Source organism: Geoalkalibacter subterraneus (assembly GCF_000827125.1).
Classification (GTDB): domain Bacteria; phylum Desulfobacterota; class Desulfuromonadia; order Desulfuromonadales; family Geoalkalibacteraceae; genus Geoalkalibacter_A; species Geoalkalibacter_A subterraneus.
Map to the genome: position 1 here is coordinate 530,185 of NZ_CP010311.1, position 19,747 is coordinate 549,931.

General features: G+C 59.4%; 22 protein-coding genes. 17 read left to right on the forward strand and 5 right to left on the reverse strand.

Translation table 11 applies throughout. The features are described from left to right. Positions 1-25: 25 nt before the first annotated feature. From cysN to GSUB_RS02470, 5 genes are all read right to left on the reverse strand, one after another. Positions 26-1,750, reverse strand: coding sequence for a sulfate adenylyltransferase subunit CysN (gene cysN / locus GSUB_RS02455; RefSeq protein WP_084211686.1), 1,725 nt, complete (start codon positions 1,748-1,750; stop codon positions 26-28). A gap of 100 nt (positions 1,751-1,850) precedes the next feature. Beyond that, positions 1,851-2,750 carry a sulfate adenylyltransferase subunit CysD gene (gene cysD, locus GSUB_RS02460; protein WP_040199036.1) on the reverse strand — a complete coding sequence of 300 codons (900 nt, stop codon included), beginning with the start codon at positions 2,748-2,750 and terminating at the stop codon, positions 1,851-1,853. Positions 2,751-2,761: 11 nt separating this feature from the next. Further along, a complete protein-coding gene (locus tag GSUB_RS02465) occupies positions 2,762-3,481 on the reverse strand; it encodes a phosphoadenylyl-sulfate reductase (RefSeq protein WP_040199037.1) in 720 nt (239 codons plus the stop codon). Positions 3,482-3,590: 109 nt separating this feature from the next. Beyond that, positions 3,591-3,764 (reverse strand): DUF2061 domain-containing protein, encoded by a 174-nt coding sequence (locus GSUB_RS18460; RefSeq protein ID WP_084211688.1) that lies wholly within the window; start codon positions 3,762-3,764, stop codon positions 3,591-3,593. A gap of 232 nt (positions 3,765-3,996) precedes the next feature. Next, positions 3,997-4,446, reverse strand: a complete 450-nt coding sequence (locus GSUB_RS02470) for an RrF2 family transcriptional regulator (RefSeq protein WP_040199038.1) — start codon at positions 4,444-4,446, stop codon at positions 3,997-3,999. A gap of 169 nt (positions 4,447-4,615) precedes the next feature. Here GSUB_RS02470 and gluQRS point away from each other — a divergent pair, with 169 nt between their 5' ends. The 17 genes from gluQRS to GSUB_RS02560 all read left to right on the forward strand — a co-directional run bounded on the left by gluQRS (position 4,616) and on the right by GSUB_RS02560 (position 19,715). Beyond that, on the forward strand, positions 4,616-5,533 hold the full coding sequence (gluQRS, locus tag GSUB_RS02475) for a tRNA glutamyl-Q(34) synthetase GluQRS (protein ID WP_040199039.1): 918 nt from the start codon (positions 4,616-4,618) through the stop codon (positions 5,531-5,533). A 45-nt stretch (positions 5,534-5,578) separates the two neighbouring features. Then, entirely contained in the window at positions 5,579-6,379 is an 801-nt protein-coding gene (locus GSUB_RS02480) for a hypothetical protein (RefSeq protein ID WP_040199040.1), read from the forward strand. A gap of 616 nt (positions 6,380-6,995) precedes the next feature. Continuing rightward, positions 6,996-8,243 carry a transcription termination factor Rho gene (rho, locus tag GSUB_RS02490; protein ID WP_040199042.1) on the forward strand — a complete coding sequence of 416 codons (1,248 nt, stop codon included), beginning with the start codon at positions 6,996-6,998 and terminating at the stop codon, positions 8,241-8,243. A gap of 122 nt (positions 8,244-8,365) precedes the next feature. Beyond that, the gene (gene rpmE / locus GSUB_RS02495; RefSeq protein ID WP_040199043.1) at positions 8,366-8,578 is read left to right on the forward strand and encodes a 50S ribosomal protein L31; all 213 of its coding nucleotides are present in this window, start codon (positions 8,366-8,368) and stop codon (positions 8,576-8,578) included. Positions 8,579-8,722: 144 nt separating this feature from the next. Continuing rightward, positions 8,723-9,421 (forward strand): FAD-dependent thymidylate synthase, encoded by a 699-nt coding sequence (thyX, locus tag GSUB_RS02500; protein ID WP_040199044.1) that lies wholly within the window; start codon positions 8,723-8,725, stop codon positions 9,419-9,421. Between the two features lie 32 nt (positions 9,422-9,453). Next, positions 9,454-10,521: a peptide chain release factor 1 gene (gene prfA, locus GSUB_RS02505; protein WP_040199045.1), complete on the forward strand. Its 1,068-nt coding sequence runs from the start codon at positions 9,454-9,456 to the stop codon at positions 10,519-10,521. After that, a complete protein-coding gene (gene prmC / locus GSUB_RS02510; protein WP_040199046.1) occupies positions 10,514-11,374 on the forward strand; it encodes a peptide chain release factor N(5)-glutamine methyltransferase in 861 nt (286 codons plus the stop codon). Before prfA ends, prmC begins: the two co-directional genes overlap by 8 nt. A 70-nt stretch (positions 11,375-11,444) precedes the next feature. After that, positions 11,445-12,698 carry a UDP-N-acetylglucosamine 1-carboxyvinyltransferase gene (murA, locus tag GSUB_RS02515; protein WP_040199047.1) on the forward strand — a complete coding sequence of 418 codons (1,254 nt, stop codon included), beginning with the start codon at positions 11,445-11,447 and terminating at the stop codon, positions 12,696-12,698. A 33-nt stretch (positions 12,699-12,731) separates the two neighbouring features. Further along, a complete protein-coding gene (gene hisG, locus GSUB_RS02520) occupies positions 12,732-13,394 on the forward strand; it encodes an ATP phosphoribosyltransferase (RefSeq protein WP_040199048.1) in 663 nt (220 codons plus the stop codon). A 7-nt stretch (positions 13,395-13,401) separates the two neighbouring features. Next, positions 13,402-14,700 (forward strand): histidinol dehydrogenase, encoded by a 1,299-nt coding sequence (hisD, locus tag GSUB_RS02525; RefSeq protein ID WP_040199049.1) that lies wholly within the window; start codon positions 13,402-13,404, stop codon positions 14,698-14,700. 127 nt (positions 14,701-14,827) lie between these two features. Further along, positions 14,828-15,418 carry an imidazoleglycerol-phosphate dehydratase HisB gene (hisB, locus tag GSUB_RS02530; RefSeq protein WP_040199050.1) on the forward strand — a complete coding sequence of 197 codons (591 nt, stop codon included), beginning with the start codon at positions 14,828-14,830 and terminating at the stop codon, positions 15,416-15,418. 2 nt (positions 15,419-15,420) lie between these two features. Next, entirely contained in the window at positions 15,421-16,050 is a 630-nt protein-coding gene (gene hisH, locus GSUB_RS02535) for an imidazole glycerol phosphate synthase subunit HisH (protein ID WP_040199051.1), read from the forward strand. Further along, positions 16,050-16,781: a 1-(5-phosphoribosyl)-5-[(5-phosphoribosylamino)methylideneamino]imidazole-4-carboxamide isomerase gene (gene hisA, locus GSUB_RS02540; RefSeq protein ID WP_040199052.1), complete on the forward strand. Its 732-nt coding sequence runs from the start codon at positions 16,050-16,052 to the stop codon at positions 16,779-16,781. The genes hisH and hisA overlap by 1 nt, the downstream gene beginning before the upstream one ends. Positions 16,782-17,019: 238 nt before the next feature. Then, positions 17,020-17,787 (forward strand): imidazole glycerol phosphate synthase subunit HisF, encoded by a 768-nt coding sequence (gene hisF / locus GSUB_RS02545; protein ID WP_040199053.1) that lies wholly within the window; start codon positions 17,020-17,022, stop codon positions 17,785-17,787. Between the two features lie 146 nt (positions 17,788-17,933). Beyond that, positions 17,934-18,626 (forward strand): bifunctional phosphoribosyl-AMP cyclohydrolase/phosphoribosyl-ATP diphosphatase HisIE, encoded by a 693-nt coding sequence (gene hisIE, locus GSUB_RS02550; RefSeq protein WP_040199054.1) that lies wholly within the window; start codon positions 17,934-17,936, stop codon positions 18,624-18,626. A gap of 128 nt (positions 18,627-18,754) precedes the next feature. Further along, positions 18,755-19,201 (forward strand): GatB/YqeY domain-containing protein, encoded by a 447-nt coding sequence (locus GSUB_RS02555; protein ID WP_040199055.1) that lies wholly within the window; start codon positions 18,755-18,757, stop codon positions 19,199-19,201. Between the two features lie 25 nt (positions 19,202-19,226). Then, a complete protein-coding gene (locus GSUB_RS02560; RefSeq protein WP_040199056.1) occupies positions 19,227-19,715 on the forward strand; it encodes a CvpA family protein in 489 nt (162 codons plus the stop codon). Positions 19,716-19,747: the final 32 nt, after the last annotated feature.

Here is a 19,747-nt window from a genome sequence, read left to right on the forward strand (position 1 = left end):
GGTAGGGGCGCAGCATGCTGCGCCCCTACAGGTCCAACGACCGGACCAGGTGTTCGGCCTGTTCCGTGGGTGTTGCCTGATTGTCAATCGTTACCACGTTGTCGTGATCGGAAACGTTCTCTGGCGCGGCACCTCGGATTTCTGTGAAATCGCCGGGTGCGAAGCGGGAGCGAAGGTGATCCGCGCCGATTTCGCCGCCCTGCACCAGGACAATCAGTCCGGCATTATAGAGCAGGCTTGCGGTCTCGGCGAGACTCTCTTCTCCCGCGCCCTGGCTAACTAATGGCATGCTGTGCCGGCCGAGGCTGTGCAGCCTTTTTTCCACCAGAGACGGCAATTGGGGATCAAGGCGATTATCAAACCATAACACCTTTGCCTTCTGGTTTTTGAGGGCGGCGCGGGCTTCCCGGTTGATTTCGATCTCCGGCCAGCCTTGTCGTGACGAGCGCAGGGGCTGATGAATCATGCCGGCACCGACGGTGGCATTGGTCACCCGGTCGATCAGGATGAAGCTGCCGGTGGCGCGGTTCTCCCGGTAGGAGTCGAAGGAAACCGGCTTTGCGGCTCTCAGGCGGCAGACACCGATTTCGTTCAGGGCGAGGCTGTTGCCTGACTCCTGCTGCAGGGAGTTGACATTGACTTTGAACCTGAGTTCCTCGATCCGCGCCGGCGACAGGGAGGCGCCCGCCTTGAGGAGATAGTCGCGTCCGGGAACAAGCGCCTCTTCATGCAGCCAGACCAGCTTGGCTTCGAAATGGTCTTCGAAATGGGGCCGCTCCTGTGGCGCGGCCAGCGTTTCGCCGCGGCTGATATCGATCTCGTCTTCCAGGGTCAGGGTCACCGCCTGTCCGGCTACGGCGCGCGCAAGGTCGCCATCCATGGTGACGATGCGCGCGACGCGGCTTTTCTGCCCGGACGAGGTCACCACGACGGGATCGCCGGGGTGGATGACGCCTGCGGCGATGGTTCCGCAGAAACCGCGGAAATCGAGATCGGGGCGGTTGACCCACTGCACGCGCATGCGGAACGGGTTGCCCTGGGCGTTGTCGGCGACCTGCACATTCTCCAGGTACTCCATCAGGCTCGGCCCCTGGTACCAGGGAGTAGCGGGGCTTGCGGCGATAACGTTGTCGCCGTTGAGAGCGGAGATGGGGATCGGGCGGATCTCTTCAAATCCCAGGGATGCCGCGAAGCCCTGGTACTCCCGCAGGATCTCGTTGAAGCGCTGTTCTCTGTAGTCGACCAGGTCCATCTTGTTGATGGCCAGCACCACATGGCGGATGCCCACCAGCGAGGTCAGATAGCTGTGCCGGCGGGTCTGGGTCAGCACGCCTTTACGGGCGTCGACCAGGATCACCGCCACCTGGGCGTTGGATGCACCGGTGACCATGTTGCGGGTGTACTGCTCGTGTCCCGGCGTGTCGGCCACGATGAACTTGCGCTTGTCGGTGGAGAAGAAGCGGTAGGCGACATCGATGGTGATCCCCTGCTCGCGCTCGGCCTCGAGGCCGTCGAGCAGCAGCGCGTAGTCGATGTTCTGCCCCTGGGTGCCGACCCGCCTGCTGTCGGCCTCGAGAGCGGTGAGTTGATCTTCGAAGATCATCTTCGAATCCCACAGCAGGCGTCCGATCAGCGTGCTTTTGCCGTCGTCGACACTGCCGCAGGTGATAAAACGCAGCATCCCCTTTTCCTCCTGCTGTTTGAGGTAGGCGTGGATGTCGCGGGCGATCAGTTCGGATTGATGGGCCATGTGAAAACTCCGTTTTCAAGGGACGCGGGACGAGTCATGCGGGACGCGGTTCGATCTTAAAGCTCTTCCTCGTCCCGCGCCCCTCGTTCCGCGTCCCGTTTTAAAAATACCCTTCCTGCTTCTTCTTCTCCATCGATCCCGACTGGTCGTAGTCGATGGCCCGCCCCTGGCGTTCGCTGGTGCGGGTCAGCAGCATCTCCTGGATAATTTCCGGCAGGGTCGCTGCGGTGGATTCCACCGCGCCGGTCAGGGGATAGCAGCCGAGGGTGCGAAAACGCACCGACCTGTGCTCGATTTTCTCGCCCGGCCGCAGCTCCAGCCGGTCGTCGTCGACCATGATCAACATGCCGTCGCGCTCCACCACCGGCCGCTCCTTGGAGAAATAGAGAGGCACGATGGGAATCTCCTCGAGGTAGATGTATTGCCAGATGTCGAGTTCGGTCCAGTTGGACAGGGGGAAGGCGCGGATGCTCTCTCCCTTGCGCACGCGGGCGTTGTAGATGTTCCACAACTCCGGGCGCTGGTTTTTCGGATCCCAGCGGTGGCTTTCGGTGCGGAAGGAGAAGATGCGCTCCTTGGCCCGCGACTTCTCTTCATCACGGCGTGCCCCGCCGAAAGCGGCGTCAAACCTGTATTTGTCGAGAGCCTGCTTGAGGGCTTCCGTTTTCATAATGTCGGTGTGCACGGTCGAACCGTGTACAAAGGGGCTGATTCCCTGGCGCACCCCTTCTTCGTTGATATGCACCAGCAGGTCAAAGCCGCACTCATGCGCCATTCTGTCGCGGAATTCGATCATCTCGCGAAACTTCCAGGTGGTATCCACATGCAGTAGCGGAAACGGAGGCTTGGCGGGGTAGAAGGCCTTGCGCGCCAAGTGCAGCATGACCGCCGAATCCTTGCCGATGGAGTAGAGCATGACCGGATTTTCAAACTCCGCCACGACCTCGCGCAGGATATGGATGCTTTCGGCTTCAAGTTGTTGCAGATGAGTCAGTTGCATGGGGTTCTCCTTCATTGGGACCTGCTGTGCAGGCCGCATTCCTTGTGTTCCGGGGATTCCCACCACCAGCGCCCGGCGCGTTCATCTTCACCCGGCTCGATGGCGCGGGTGCAGGGGGCACAGCCGATGGAGGGGTACCCCTGGCGATGCAGGCGGTTGACCGGAATGTGACGCTGCTTGGCGTAGGCCCAGACCTTTTCGGCGCTCCAGAACGCCAGCGGATTGATCTTGATGATGCCTCCGTGCGCGGTGTCGATCTCCAGCGGTTCGATCTCTCCGCGGGTCGCGCCTTGTCCCCGACGCATGCCGGTAATCCAGCCGTCCAGTCCTTTCAGGGCACGCTGCAATGGTTCGACCTTGCGAATGCGGCAGCACTCTTTGCGGTTTTCAAGGCTGTTGCGAAATGAGAACAGCCCCTTTTCCCGTTCCAACTTTTCTACGGCTTCACGCTCAGGAAAGTACCAGTCGATCGTGACACCGTAGCGGACACTGATGGCTTCGGCGGTTTCGTAGGTTTCTTCGTTGAGCCTGCCGGTGTCGAGGGCGAAAATCCTGGTTTCGGGAGCGATCTCCTGCAGCAGGTCGATAATCACCACATCTTCCACGCTGAAGGAGCAGGCCAGGGCAACGGGTCCTTCTGCCGCGGCAAGGCCGCCGCGCAAAATGTCCGCTGGATGATTGAGTGTAGTGAAGCGGGGTACGGATATTGTTTCTGTCGTAGGGTTGTTCATGGGGAATCCTCCGCCCTGGTGAGCCCGGTCTATTCCTGGATGATCCGGGTTCATTTATTTAAATGCTGTATTCGGGCTCTTTGCGCTCACGCCCATAGGGAATGCGGTTTCACAGGCGCTCGTGACCGAAATAGATGAAAAACTTAACCACCGTGTCCGCCAGTCCCACCGTTGCGGCGAAGCTGCCTTCACCGGTCCAGGCATAAACCAGGCTCGAAGTGAGGACGACGGCGAGCAAACGCCAGGAAACTGCTTTAGCCCGACTTCGTTGTGTTGTTTTCATGAGGCAACATCTGTGGTTAGGTAAAGAATTAAAACTGTAAAAATAGTAAATTGGTGATAAATTAATGTCAATAGAAAAAGAAAAGAATTTTGATGTAAATTTTTATAATACTTTATCTGATTGGTGTAGAATTTGGTCTGAGATAGAACGGGAAACGACAAAGGCCGCCTTTGCCGGGCGGCCTTTGTCGTTGGGAGGTCTCTGCAGAAATTTAGTTTATATGATGCGGGGATCAGGTATTTCGGAAGGGAGTTGGAGCAAGTTGTTCCAGGTTCTGCTCTTCCATTTGGGCCAGGCGGGCAAAGGTGTATTCCCCCAGAACCCGGGTCATCTCTCCGCGAATATGGCGCCAGGCACCGTGAACGGGGCAGAAAATGTCGCGGTCACATGCCCTTTCGTTCATCAGGCACTGATTGAGATAAACCGGGCCCTCCTGTGCTTCCACAACGTCGAGCAGGGTGATGCGGTCCGGAGTCCGCGCCAGGTAGAATCCGCCGCCGACCCCGCGTTGAGAACCGACGATGCCTGCCCTGATGAGCGGCTGCAGAATCTTGGTCAGAAATGCCGGCGTGATGTCCTGGGTGCGGCAGATGTCTTTTTTCAGAACGATTTCGCCGGACGGTTGTTTGGCCAGGTAGAGAACGGCGCGAATGGCGTATTCCGTAGCGCGGGTAATCAGCAAAGGAGCCTCCTATTGTTAACCGTTTAGGTTATGGATACCCGGAGAAGGATTCTTTGTCAAGCATTGGTCCCCGCCGGTCACCGGTATCTTGCCATTAAACCGTTCCGAGCGTCCTTGACAGGGGGGGAGGGCAGAGGCAAGATGCAGTTGATTTCTATCGCAATCGGGTATGCTTATGGAAAAAACTCGCACTGAGGTCGTTGGACGCTTTGCTCCAAGCCCGACCGGGCCTCTTCATTTCGGGTCGCTGGTGGCCGCTGTCGGCAGTTATTGCCTGGCCCGTTGTCGCAATGGCCGTTGGTTGCTGCGCATGGAGGATCTAGACACTCCGCGGGTGGTGCCGGGTGCGGCCGACGACATACTGCGCACCCTTGAATCCTTCGGTCTTCAATGGGATGGCCCGGTGGTGTGGCAGAGTCGCCGGGGAGACGCCTATGCGCAGGCGCTGGAAAGTCTGAGATCGAAGGGGCTGGTGTTTGATTGCGGATGCTCGCGCAAAGAAGTGTTGGCCAGTGCACCTCACCAGGGAGAGGAGGGGCCGGTGTATCCCGGCACCTGCCGCAAGGGCCTGGCGCCCGGCCGGGTTTCGCGTGCTTTGCGGGTCAGGGTTCCGACTCAGGAGGTACACTGTTTCATTGACGGGATATTCGGTCGTTGTGAACAGCGGCTGGCCGATGCGGTGGGGGATTTTGTGCTGCGGCGGGCTGATGGCGTGTATGCCTATCAGCTGGCCGTCGTGGTGGATGATGCGGCCGCCGGCGTTACCCAGGTGGTTCGCGGTGCCGATCTGCTGGGTTCGACTGCGCGACAGATTTATCTGCAGCAGTGTCTCGGGTATTCCGTCCCGCACTATTTTCATTTACCCTTGGCGTTGAGCGCGGACGGGGAGAAAATCAGCAAGCGTCACGGCGCCGTATCTGTGGAGCAGGGCGCCGACCCCTCTTCCATGCTGTGCCGCGTTCTGCGCTTTCTTGGACAGGATCTGCCGTCCCATTGTGAAAAGGGGACGCCGCGGGAGATTCTTGAGTGGGCGACAAAGCATTTTGATGTACGGAAAACCCCGGCCACGGGGCAGGTGGTTGTCTGATTGTGTCTGGAATATCGAGTTCTTTATGAACCGGGAGGAAAAGATATGAAAAAACGTGTTCTGAAGGTTTTGGCGGTTTGCCTGGCATCGGCTTTTCTTGCGGCTTGCGGCGGCGGGAACTATCAGATCCCCCGTGATGAATTCAAGCAGCAGGTACGGACTCTGGCGGTGCTGCCGATTCTGGTGGATGAGCAGTCCAATATCCGTCACCCCGAGGCCCAGAAAGTGGTTGACCTTCTGCGCCGCCATAGCCAGGGGCGCGAGGCGCGTCTTGCGGAGCTGCTGCGAGATGCCGGGAGCTTTTTTGACGTACGCGAAGTCACTCAGAAGCCGCGCGATCTGGCCGGGCGGCTTCTGGTGCGGGCGCCTGGAGAGGGCGGTGAAGATGTCCTGCCTTATGATTTTTCCGGCCCTGTGGCGCGTAAGCTGACGGAAGAATATGTCGTTGACGCGCTTCTGGTGATTGTCCTGCATGGAGGCGATGTCACCGAAAAGCGCTGGGACCGCACGCGGTTGAACTATCTTGAGGCTCCCTACAACAGCATCCTGGCCGCCGCGCTGGTCATCGACCGCTCCGGAACGGTGCTGTGGCGCCTGGATGAAGGGCAGGGAAGGACCTTTTTTACCCTGCAGTATCCCGACTTTGACGAGGCGCGCTACAATAAGACCCAGAATGTCGCTCTGAAGTTTCTGACTGTGGACGGAATTGAACGCACCTTGGAAGAAGCCGAGGGTGGCCTGATCGGACGCGAGGATTATCCCAAACTTTACGCTGACCTGTTTGATCGCATCCGCAAAGCGCTTAAGCCCGGCCTTATGAATCCCTTTGCGCGTGACTCCAAGTAGTCTTGCTGTTGTTTGCCGGCCGGCGGTGTTTTGCCCCGCCGGCCGGAAAGACATTAAAACTGAAAAATACCGGTTGACATTTACAGGAAAAGCGATTAGTTATTTACTCCATATCACTGAACAACCACCATCCCGGTTAATCGCGCTCTTTCCCTTTCCATATCTCGAAATTTTGAATAGATAATTATTTTTAAAGCCCGCATTCCGATGACGCCTGCTCTTATATCTCCCCATGAAAGAATGAACCGATACGGCACTTTGGCGTCTTGAGCAGCCAGCACTGCAGTTGCGTCGCGGTTATGCCCAGAATTTCCGTGTAAAAAGGACGACCCACCACAGCATCCCGCTATCAACGCTTAAAATATGAATAAAGCTATTGCACCGCATGTTGCCGACGGCACATGTCCGGATGTCAGGTTTCTGCTCTATGGAGAGGACCCGGGGCCAGGGTGGCATCGCACACACTACGCCCACTTCCTTTGCCATTCTGGTTTTTCCTTCGTCAGAGTTGTGTCCGGACAAGGTCTTACCATGATTTTTCCGTCATGATTTTTGCTGCTGTTTACTGTTTTTCACGCCCGGACCCGTTATGGGGAGTACGAAATTAGGAGTCGTAATGAATCTTAAGGAACTTAAAGAGAAGAAGATCCAGGAATTGACTGGAATTGCCAAGGACCTTGGTATTGACGGGGTGTCGGGAATGCGTAAGCAGGACCTGATATTCTGTATTTTGAATGCCGCTGCCGAAAAAAACGGGGCCATTTACGGTGAAGGGGTTCTGGAGATTCTTCCCGACGGATTCGGGTTTCTGCGCGCACCGGACGCCAACTATCTTCCCGGCCCCGACGATATCTATGTGTCGCCTTCGCAGATCCGGCGCTTCAACCTGCGTACCGGCGATACGGTGGCAGGGCAGATTCGGCCGCCCAAGGAGGGTGAGCGCTACTTCGCTCTGCTCAAGGTAGCGGAAGTCAATTTCGAAAGCCCGTCCGTGGCGCGCGACAAGACTCTGTTCGACAACCTGACCCCCCTTTATCCCGAGGAGCGGCTGGTTCTCGAGGCTGAGCCCGATAATTATTCGGCGCGGGTCGTTGACCTGGTGACGCCGGTCGGCAAAGGGCAGCGCGCCCTGATCGTCGCCCCGCCGCGTACCGGTAAAACCATGCTGCTGCAGAATATTGCCAACTCCATTACCGCCAATCATCCCGAGGTCTACATGATCGTGCTGCTCATTGACGAGCGGCCCGAGGAAGTCACCGACATGCAGCGCAGCGTCAATGGCGAGGTCATTTCGTCGACCTTCGACGAGCCGGCCACACGCCACGTACAGGTCGCCGAAATGGTGATCGAGAAGGCCAAGCGCCTGGTCGAACACAAACGTGACGTGGTGATTCTGCTTGACTCCATTACCCGCCTGGCGCGGGCCTACAATACGGTGGTGCCTCCCTCCGGCAAGATTCTCTCCGGTGGTGTGGATTCCAACGCCCTGCACAAGCCCAAGCGCTTTTTCGGTGCCGCCCGCAATATCGAAGAAGGCGGCAGCCTGACCATCATCGCCACCGCCCTGGTCGATACCGGCAGCAAGATGGACGAGGTCATCTTCGAGGAGTTCAAGGGCACCGGCAACATGGAGCTGCAGCTTGACCGCCGCCTGGTTGATCGGCGCGTGTTCCCGGCCATTGATGTCAACAAATCGGGAACGCGGCGCGAGGAGCTGCTGGTCGATGCGGTTTCGCTGCAGCGCATCTGGCTGCTGCGCAAGGTCCTGTCCAGCATGAACGTTGTCGACAGTATGGAGTTCCTGCTGGAAAAACTCGGCGAGAGCAAGACCAATCAGGAGTTTCTCGATTCCATGAACCAGTGATGCCGATGATTGGATTTGCATTTGTCGGCTGGGCGTGGTAGAAAGCAAGACTTGCCTTTTTGGCTCAATCAATTCAATAGCAACGCGGCCTGTACTGAAGCCAGGCACGAAGGAGACGCATCATGAAAGAAGGAATCCATCCCCAATACAACGAAGTGACCATCAAGTGCAGCTGCGGCAACGAAATTGCCACCCGCTCCACTCTTAAAGGCGACATGCATACGGAAATCTGCTCGGCCTGCCACCCCTTCTTCACCGGCAAGCAGCGCCTGCTCGATACCGCCGGCCGTGTCGAACGTTTCCGCCGCAAGTACGGGCAGACCCAGAAGAAATAGGTTCCTGTTCGTATTCCCCTCTTTGGGGGAGTCATGTTTTGATGTCAAGTCTACCGCCTGCCTCCCTTTCAGGGAAGGCGGGCGGCCGACGTTTTCAGGCCCCTGAATTGACCGTCGTTGCGGCGGCGGGATGAGCCCGAATCCATGCGTGTTACGCTTCTTACCACGACCCCCGACCCGGAACGCACCGTTGCCGCCGCCGCGCGGTTGTGCTATTCCGATGCCTCCATCGGTCAGCTGATCGAGCGAAGCACGGAAGATCACGCGGCGCTGCTGCGCAAGATCCTCGATCTCGGTCATTTTTCCGTGCTGGAGCATGCTTCCTTCACCTTCGGTGTCGAAGGCGTCAGCCGGGCCTGTTCCCACCAACTGGTGCGGCATCGCATCGCCTCCTATTCCCAGCAGAGCCAACGATATGTCGCCCGGATGGAGCCTTTCGAGGCTGTTACGCCGCCTTCTCTGGCCGAAAAGCACGAGCTTCTGGCGCGTTACGAGGCTTTGCTGCATGAGATTCATCTGACTTACAGGGAATTTCTTGACGCCGGGATTCCTGCCGAAGACGCCCGTTTCGTGCTGCCCAACGCGGCGGCGACCAAGCTGGTGGTGACCATGAATGCACGTGCCCTGCACCACTTCTTCCAGTTACGCTGCTGCCGCCGCGCCCAGTGGGAAATCCGTGCCATGGCGGTGGAGATGCTGCGGTTGTGTTGTCACGCGGCGCCGATCCTGTTTGAGGGGGCCGGCCCGGGGTGCCTGCGAGGGCGCTGCCCGGAAGGTGCAATGACCTGTGGCGCCGCCGAGGAAGTACGGCGAGAGTTTGAAGAACTGCGCAATACCCCCTGAGTGGCGCCGGGGACTTGGAAAGATACCCGCTCATGTTCGGTAAACTCGAAGAAGTTGTGGACCGCTTTCGCGAAGTCGAAGGTCTTATGTCCGATCCGACGATCGTCTCCGATCAGGCCCGCTACCGGGAGCTGACCAAGGAGCATTCCGACCTGTCGGAGGTTGTCGAGGTCTACCAGTCTTACTGCAAAACCTGTGAGTCTATTGAGGGAAACCGCGAACTTCTGCGCGATCCGGATCCCGACCTTAAGGAGATGGCCCGCGCCGAACTTCAGGAGTTGGAGCAGCGTAAGGAGGAGCTCGAGAAGGAGCTCCATTTTCTGTTGCTGCCCAAGGATCCCAACGACGACAAGAATATCATCCTCGAGATTCGTGCCGGTACCGGCGGTGATGAGGCCGCTTTGTTCGCGGCCGACCTGTTCCGCATGTACTCGCGCTACGCCGAGTCCCGCAAATGGCGGGTCGAGTTGATGAGCATGTCGGAGACGGACGGGGGCGGGCTGAAGGAAGTGATCGCACTGATCAGCGGCGACCGGGTTTATTCACGGCTCAAGTTTGAAAGCGGAACCCACCGGGTGCAGCGTGTACCGGAGACCGAAACCCAGGGCCGGATCCACACTTCCGCCTGTACGGTGGCGGTGCTGCCGGAGGCGGAAGATGTCGATCTCGAGATCGATCCGTCGGATCTGCGCATCGACGTTTACCGTGCATCAGGTGCCGGGGGGCAGCACGTCAACAAGACGGAGTCCGCGGTGCGTATCACGCACATCCCGACGGGCGTCGTGGTGGCCTGTCAGGATGAAAAATCGCAGCACAAAAACAAGGCCAAGGCGCTTAAGGTCCTTAAGAGCCGCATTCTCGACAGCATGCGGGCCGAGCAGGATGCGCAGATGGCTGCAGACCGCAAGACCCAGGTCGGCAGCGGGGATCGCAGCGAGCGCATTCGGACCTATAATTTTCCCCAGGGGCGCTGTACCGATCATCGCATCGGGCTGACACTTTATCGTCTCGATGCCATTATGCAGGGGGATCTCGACGAAATTATCGATGCTCTGACCACCCACGCCCAGAGCGACTCTCTGTCGGGGCACAATGGTTGAAGGGGATGAAACCTGGACGGTCCTGCGCGTGCTGCGCTGGACCGCCGGTTATTTTCGTGAGCGGGGGCTGGATTCGCCGCGACTGGACGCCGAACTGCTACTGGCTGACACTCTCGGTGTCGACCGGGTCGGGCTTTATCTGCGCTACGATCAACCCCTGACCGATGAGGAACTGGCGTCCTATCGCCGCCGAGTGGCGCGCCGGGCCAAGAACGAGCCTGTCGCCTATATTCTCGGGAAGGCGGAGTTCTGGTCTTTGTCTCTGAATGTTTCGCCCGCTGTTCTGATTCCCCGACCGGATACGGAAGTCCTGGTTGAGGAAGCGCTGGCGCGGGGGGGAAAGCGGACGCGGGTTCTCGATGTCGGCACAGGCAGCGGAGCGATCGTTCTGGCGTTGGCCAGTGAGCGCCCTGATTGGAGTTTTACCGCGTTGGACCTTTCACAGGAGGCCCTGCAGATCGCACGGGAAAATGCCCAGCGGCACGAGATGGATGGACGCATCTCTTTTGTGCACGGGGATCTGGCTCATCTCCCCGAGGGCCCTTTTGAGTTGATCGTCGCCAATCCCCCCTATGTCCCTCGCGGCGAGTTGGCCGGACTGATGGCCGATGTGCGCGATCACGAGCCGATGCAGGCGCTTGACGGCGGGGAGGACGGCCTCGAAGCCTATCGTGCCCTGGCGGCGCAGGCTATCTCCCGTCTCGCACCCGGCGGCTGCCTGCTGGTGGAAATCGGTGCGGGGCAACAGGATGATGTGCGTCACCTGTTTCAAACTGCGGGGTTGCTCGATGTCGCAACGCGCACCGACTATGCCGGCATCGAGAGGGTTGTCGGCGGGTGTGCTCCCCTGTAATCCTGCCCCCGCAACGGGGTCGGATTTTCAGCGCTCGATGAACAACGGACTGATTCAAGGATTTTGACCTTTGGATAAAATTATCATACGCGGAGGAAAGCCTCTTTCCGGAACGGTTCGGGTCAGCGGCGCCAAGAATTCGGCTCTGCCGCTGCTGTTTGCCACGCTGTTGGCTCCCGGCGTTCACCATGTCGGCAACGTGCCCCGGCTACGCGATATCGATACGGCCGAAAAGTTGCTGACGATCCTGGGCGCCGATGTGGTGCGCGAAAACGGCTCCTTTGCCGTCGATGCAGGTCGTATCGAAAGTGTCGAGGCCCCTTATGACCTGGTGCGTACCATGCGCGCCTCGGTTCTGGTTCTCGGCCCCCTGCTGGCCCGCTGCGGTCATGCCCGCGTGAGTCTCCCCGGGGGATGCGCCATTGGCGCGCGCCCCATCAATCTGCACCTCAAGGGGCTTGAAGCTCTTGGGGCGGAAATCAATCTCGATCACGGTTATGTCGAGGCCCGCGCCCGCACCCTCAAGGGAGCCCGCATCCGCTTTGACATCCCGACGGTGGGTGGAACCGAAAATCTGATGATGGCGGCAACACTCGCCAAAGGTACGACCGTGATCGAAAATGCCGCCTGCGAGCCGGAGATCGTCGACCTGGCCGAAGCGCTGATCTCCATGGGGGCGCGCATCAAGGGGGCGGGCAGCGAAACTCTCGAGATCGAAGGCGTCACCGAACTCGGGCCCATGCGCCACGAAGTTATGCCCGATCGCATCGAGGCAGGGACTTTCCTGATTGCCGCCGCCATGACCCGCGGCGATGTGCGGGTTGAAGGCCTGCGCTCCGATCATCAGCAGGCCCTGCTTTCCCACCTGCAGGACGCCGGGGTGGAGATGGACATCGAACCGGATGCTATACGGGTGCGCGGGCCTCGTAAAATTCTGCCCGTTGACGTTCGTACACGCCCTTACCCCGGGTTTCCCACCGATATGCAGGCGCAATTCATGTCGCTGATGACCCTGGCGACAGGGCGCAGTGTCATCAGTGAAAATGTCTTTGAGAACCGCTTTATGCATGTCTGCGAGCTGCAGCGCATGGGCGCGCGTATCGATATCGAGGGCCACAGCGCAACCGTCAGCGGTGTCAAGAAGCTGGTCGGCGCTCCAGTCATGGCCACCGACCTGCGGGCCAGCGCATCGCTGGTGCTGGCCGGGCTGGCGGCGGAGAATACCACCGAGATTCGGCGGATCTATCATCTTGACCGGGGTTATGAACGAATCGAGGAGAAACTTCAGGGTCTTGGTGCCGACATGGAACGCGTCAGGGAATGAAAACCGTCATTATTTAGCCAAAGGACCGCTTTTATGAGCGACTGGATCACGTTTGCCCTCCCCAAAGGGCGCATCATGAAGGATTCGATGGAGCTGTTCGGCCGCATCGGCATCACCTGCAGTGAGATGGAGGGCGACAGCCGCAAGCTGGTGTTCGAGAACCGCGAAGAGCGTCTGCGCTTTATGGCGGTGCGCGCCACCGACGTGCCGACCTATGTCGAATACGGCTGTGCCGACCTGGGCGTGGTGGGCAAGGATACGCTGCTCGAACAAGGCAAGGATCTCTATGAACCGGTCGATTTGAAGTTCGGCTACTGCCGCCTGGTGGTGGCGGAGCCGAAGGCGCTACGCGCCGGAGACGACCCGAACAACTGGTCCAATATCCGGGTCGCGACCAAGTATCCCAACATCACGGAGCGTTTTTTCGCCGCCAAAGGGATTCAGGTGGAGTTGATCAAGCTCTACGGTTCTATCGAACTGGCGCCGCTGGTGGGGCTGTCGGAGCGTATCGTCGACCTGGTTTCCACCGGTGCGACTCTGCGCGACAACGGCATGGTGGAGGTGGAGACCATTGCTGAAATCACCAGTCGCCTGATCGTCAACCGCGCCAGCCTCAAAACCAAGCATCAGCGCATCGGCGCTATCATCGACGGCCTGGAGAGGGTGGTCGGTGAGGACGTGCGCATCAGCCCGTGAGGTGTTCATGATTTCCATCCTTCATTTCGGACACAGCAACTTCGAAACGGCACTGGCCGCCATTGTCAATCGCGGCGAAACGGCTCAGGCCGATGTACGGGAGCGGGTGCGCGAGATTATCGAGGATGTGCGCAGCCGTGGCGATGAGGCATTGATCGACTATACCGCGCGCTTCGACCGTCTGGAACTGACAGCCGCTGGCCTGCAGGTAACGGCAGACGAAATTGAACAGGCCCTTTCAGCGGTCAGCGAAGAGTCCATGGCCGCGCTGCGCCTTGCGGTGGAGCGCATCGGTGCCTTTCATGCCAAGCAGAAGGAACAGACCTGGATCTCCACCGAGGAGGAAGATGTGCTGCTCGGCCAGATGGTGCGCCCCCTCGACCGGGTTGGCATCTATGTGCCCGGCGGCAAGGCCGCTTATCCTTCGTCAGTGGTCATGAATGCCGTGCCCGCCAAGGTGGCGGGGGTTCCTGAAGTGGTCATGACCGTACCCATGCCCGGCGGCGAGGTGAATCCTCACGTGCTGGCGGCGGCACACCTGTCCGGTGTCGACCGCATCTTCAAGGTGGGTGGAGCCCAGGCTGTGGCGGCCTTGGCCTACGGCACCGCCAGCGTACCGCGGGTCGACAAGATCACCGGCCCCGGCAACATCTACGTTGCCACCGCCAAGCAGCAGGTCTTCGGCCAGGTTGACATCGACATGATTGCCGGACCGAGCGAAATTCTCATTATCAACGACGGCAGTGGCGATGCCGAACATCTGGCCGCCGATCTGCTGTCGCAGGCGGAGCATGACGAGCTGGCCTCATCGGTTCTGATCACCACCGATGAAGGGATGGCGCGTGCAGTGGCTGAAGCGCTGGAACGCCAGCTCAAGGCGTTGTCCCGCGAGGAGATCGCACGCAAATCCATCGAACAGTACGGCGCCATCATTGTGGCCGGCACCCTGGATGAAGCCATTGCGTTCTCCAACCGCATCGCGCCTGAGCATCTGGAACTGGCGGTGGACAACCCCTTTGAAATTCTGCCGCGCATCCACCATGCCGGCGCGATCTTCATGGGGCACCACACCCCGGAAGCGGCCGGAGACTACCTGGCAGGGCCCAATCATACCCTGCCCACCGGCGGCACAGCACGCTTCTTTTCGCCGCTGGCGCTTGATGATTTCGTCAAGAAATCGAGCATCGTCTCCTTCACCCGCAAAGGGCTCGAGCGCCTGGGCAAAGACATCGTGCACATCGCCGAACTCGAAGGACTCGAAGCCCACGCCCGGTCGGTGGCAATCCGGTTGGAGAGCAAATCTTAACGCAGAGACAGCAGAGATAGCTGAGTACGCAGAGTTTTCTATTTTGTTTCTTTTGGCACTCTCTGCGTGTTCTTTACCCTCTGCGCCTCTCCGTTAATTGCTTTTTAACGCCTATACGGGGGAAATTATGGCCCGCAGTGCAACGATCGAACGCAAAACGCGCGAAACCGACATTTGTGTCAGTCTCGAACTCGACGGATCCGGGAAACATGAAATCGAGAGCCCGGTGCCCTTTTTCGACCATATGCTGACCCAGATCGCCCGCCACGGCTTTTTCGACCTTGAGATCCGCGCCACGGGCGATATCGAAATCGATGCCCATCACACGGTGGAGGATCTCGGCATCTGTCTTGGCGAGGCGTTCAAAAAGGCTCTTGGCGACAAGGCGGGCATCCGGCGCTACGGGCGTGGCACCATGCCCATGCACGAGGCGCTGGCGTCGGTGATCCTCGACTTCTCAGGCCGCCCGTTCCTGGTCTTCAACGTGGATCTGCCCAAGGCGCAGGTCGGCAACTTCGATGTGGAGCTGGTGGAGGAATTTTTCACCGCCTTCTGCAATCACAGCGGCGCCAACATTCATGTCAACCTGGCCTACGGCGATAACCTGCACCACATCATTGAGGCGGTGTTCAAGGCTTTTGCCCAGGCGCTGGACGAAGCGACCCGCATCGATCCGCGCATCGACGGGGTGCGTTCGAGCAAGGGGACGCTGGAATAGGCATGAATCACATCGTCATTATCGATTACGGCATGGGCAACCTGCGCTCGGTGCAGAAAGCCTTCGAGCTGCAGGGTTTCGATGCCTGCCTGAGTAGCGACCCCGCCGATATCGCCGCTGCGGACAAGCTGGTGCTGCCGGGTGTCGGCGCTTTCCGCGACTGCATTGCTCAGCTGCGCGCCGGTGGTTTTGTGGGACCGCTCATGACACATGTGGAAGCCGGCAAGCCGCTGCTGGGAATCTGTGTCGGCCTGCAGCTGCTGTTCAGTGAAAGTCACGAGTTCGGCCGCCATCAAGGGCTGGGGATCATCCCCGGCAAGGTGGTGCGCTTTCCCGACCATATGCGTCAGGGCGGCGAGGAGCTCAAGGTGCCGCACATGGGGTGGAACGATATCCGGATCCGCCGCCCGGCCCCGATATTCAAGGGCTTTGACAGTGGCAGCTTCGTTTATTTCGTGCACTCCTACTACGCCCAGCCCGAAGATCCTCAGGTGGTGGCCGCCGAGACCACCTACGGCGATGTGACGTTCTGCGCGGCGCTGTGGCGCGACAATGTGATGGCGACCCAGTTCCACCCCGAGAAAAGTCAGGCGGTGGGGCTTGAAATCATTAAGAATTTCGGAGAAATGTGATGCTGGTTATTCCCGCGATTGATCTGAAGGAAGGGCAGTGCGTCCGCCTTGAGCAGGGGCTGATGGATAAGGCCACCGTGTACGGCAAGGATCCCGCCGCGCAGGCGTTGGCCTGGCAGGAGCAGGGTGCCGAGCTGCTGCATATCGTCGACTTGGATGGCGCCTTTGCCGGCGTCCCGAAAAACCGCGAGGCGATCAGCTCCATTGTCGCCGCGCTGGATATCCCCGCCCAGATCGGCGGCGGAATCCGCGACCTTGACACCATCGCGGCCTACCTGGACCTCGGTATCAAGCGGGTGATCCTCGGCACTGTCGCCAAGGAGAACCCCGAGTTGGTCAAGGAAGCCTGCCGCCGGTTCCCCGGCTCCATCGTGGTCGGTATCGACGCCAAGGATGGTTTCGTCGCGGTGCGGGGCTGGGCCGACGTTACGGAAAAAAAGGCGAGCGAACTGGCAAAGGAGATGGAAGGCTACGGCGTCGAGGCGATCATCTACACCGACATCGCCCGCGACGGCATGATGCAGGGTCCCAACCTGAAAACCACCGGCGAACTGGCGCGCTCCATCAGCATCCCGGTCATCGCCTCGGGCGGCATCTCCCGCCTGCAGGACATCCAGGACCTGATGCAGCTTGAAGCGGACGGAGTCGTAGGCGCCATTACCGGCAAAGCGATTTACAGCGGGGCTCTCAATCTGCGCGAAGCCATTGCCCTGACGCGCGGTGGGGTATAGAAAAAGATTGAACCACCCGTTCGCTCTGCTCACTCGAGGGCACAGAGAAGCACAGAGAAAAATCTGAAATCCTTTGTGGGGGATGTCTCAAAGTTTTCATGCACTGGGGGAAAAGATTTTTGGTTTTGAAAAAAATCTCTTCGGTTTTTCTCTGTGATCTCTGTGTGCTCTGTGGTTCAAGATTTTTATTCCCGCTCCCCTTGCGGATCACCGGCATCGTGACTAAGTTGAGAAAATTATGCTGACCAAACGAATCATTCCGTGTCTGGACGTCAAAGATGGACGCGTGGTCAAAGGGGTGCAGTTTCTGGAGTTGCGCGATGCAGGCGATCCGGTGGAAGCCGCCGAAGCCTACGATGCTCAGGGCGCCGACGAGTTGACCTTTCTCGACATCACCGCGTCGAGCGACAAGCGTGGCATCATCCTCGATGTGGTGGCGCGCACCGCCGAGCGGGTGTTCATGCCACTGACCGTCGGCGGCGGGGTGCGCGAGATCGCCGATATCCGCAACCTGCTCAACGCCGGCGCCGACAAGGTTTCCATCAACACGGCCGCGGTGCATCGTCCGGAGTTCGTCAAAGACGCGGCGGAACGTTTCGGTTCCCAGTGTATCGTGGTGGCCATCGACGCGCGTCGCATACCGGACAGCGAGCCTTTGGCGTGGGAAGTCTATACCCATGGCGGGCGCAACCCCACCGGCATCGATGTGCTGGAGTGGGCGTCGCGCATGGAAAACTACGGTGCAGGCGAGATTTTGCTGACTTCCATGGACAAGGACGGCACCAAAGACGGCTACGATATCGCCCTGACCCGCGCGGTCAGCGACCGGGTGGGCATTCCGGTGATCGCTTCGGGGGGCGTGGGCAACCTGGAGCATATCCGCGAAGGGCTGGTGGAAGGCGGTGCCAGCGCGGCGCTGGCGGCCAGCATCTTCCACTTCCGCGAGTACACTATCGGCGAGTGCAAGCAGTACCTGCGCGACCAGGGTGTGCCGGTGCGTTTATAATTCTATGAGGCGTGAGGCGTGAGGCGTGAGGCGTGAGGCGTGAGGCGTGAGGCGTGAGGCGTGAGGCGTGAGGCGTGAGGCGTGAGGCGTGAGGCGTGAGGCGTGAGGCGTGAGGCGTGAGGCGTGAGGCGTGAAAGGTTTATCAAATGTCACTGATTGAGCAGTTGAAATTCGACGACAACGGCCTGATCCCCGCCATCACTCGTGATGCGGATAACGGCGAAGTGCTGATGATGGCCTATATGAACGCCGAGGCGGTTGAAAAAACGCTGAAAACCGGTAAGGTTCATTACTTTTCGCGCTCCCGCCGCAAGCTTTGGATGAAGGGTGAAACTTCCGGGCATGTGCAGACGGTGCGTGAGATTCGTTTTGATTGTGACGAGGACTGCCTCTTGATCGACGTTGAACAGCAGGGCGCGGCCTGTCACACCGGTCACCGCTCCTGTTTCTATCGTCGCTGGCAGGACGATGCGGCGCTGACCGAGGGAGAAAAGGCCGCCGACCCCATGCAGGCCTATGCCCGCGAGGATATTCTCAATGCGGTCTACCACGTCATCCAGGAACGCCGCCGCAACCCGTCGGAGAAGTCCTATGTGGCGTCTCTGTTTGGCAAGGGGCTCGACAAGATTCTCGGCAAGATCGGCGAGGAAGCGACGGAGACGGCAGTCGCGGGCAAGGGCGGCGATAAGGACCAGGTGGTGTATGAGACTGCCGACCTGTTCTTCCACACCCTGGTCCTGCTTGGTTACTATGATATCCCGCCGGAGCGCATCTATGACGAGCTGCGCCGCCGCTTCGGCATGTCGGGGATCGAGGAGAAACAGAGCCGCACTAAATAGCGAGCTGTGGTCTTCCGCGGCCCGCAAACAGGCATGGCAAGAATGGCCCTTGGGGTGTCGCTGCGGCGGTCGCCCCCTTTTCCGTTTTCGGCCTTTCACCCTTAATCTTTTCAGGAAGGATTTGACCGATGAGTCTGACCGAGCAGTTGAATGCCGCTATGAAAGAGGCGATGAAGGCCAGGGACAGCCTGCGGCTGGGAACGATCCGCATGATCCGCTCGGCCATTCAGAACCGCGAAATCGAGGAGAAAGGCGCCCTGGACGATCAGGCCGTAATCGGCGTGCTGTCCACGCTTGCCAAGCAGCGGCGCGATTCCATCGACGCTTTTCGCGACAGCGGCCGAACCGATCTGGCGGAGAAGGAAGAGCGGGAGTTGGAGGTGATCCAGGAATTTCTGCCGCAGCAGCTCGACGAGGCGCAGATCGAAGCCATTATCGAAGAGGCGGTCGCGCAGACCGGTGCCGAATCGCCGCGGGATATGGGGAAGGTGATGAAGATTGTCGTTCCCCGTACCACCGGCCGTGCTGACGGCCGCCTGGTGAGCGAAAAGGTCAAGCAACGTCTGAGCCGCTGATTGGGCACCGGCAGAAGGAGCGCGTGTGAATTTCGTCGATATCGCCATTCTCGTCATCCTGGCGGCATTTATGATCAAGGGGCTGACCCGCGGCCTGGTCAAGGAGATCTGTGCCCTGGCCGGATTGGTGGTGGGGGGGCTGGCTGCCTTTGCTTATTACGCGCCCCTGGCGCAGTGGCTGCTCGATACGCTGGGAGTGCCGTCGCAGATTGCGGTGGTGGCTGCCTTTCTGGCGCTATTCTTGCTGTCTCTTGTGGTGTTCGCAGTGCTCGGCTTTGTCCTGTCGAGGTTTGTCCGGTTGATCTTTCTCGGCGGCTTCAATCGCGTTTTCGGCGGTTTGTTCGGCCTGGCCCAGGGAGCGGTGCTGCTGGCGCTGATTCTGTTCGCTCTGAGCCTCGGGCCGCTGCCGGACTTTCTGAAGGACGGCTACCGCGGGTCGCGCCTCTCGTCTCCCTTTATCAAACTGGGGGCCGCCATGTTTCAGGCCGGGCACGATTATGTGGAGCACAATTGAGGTGGACATCGATTCACTGAGCGGTTTTTTAC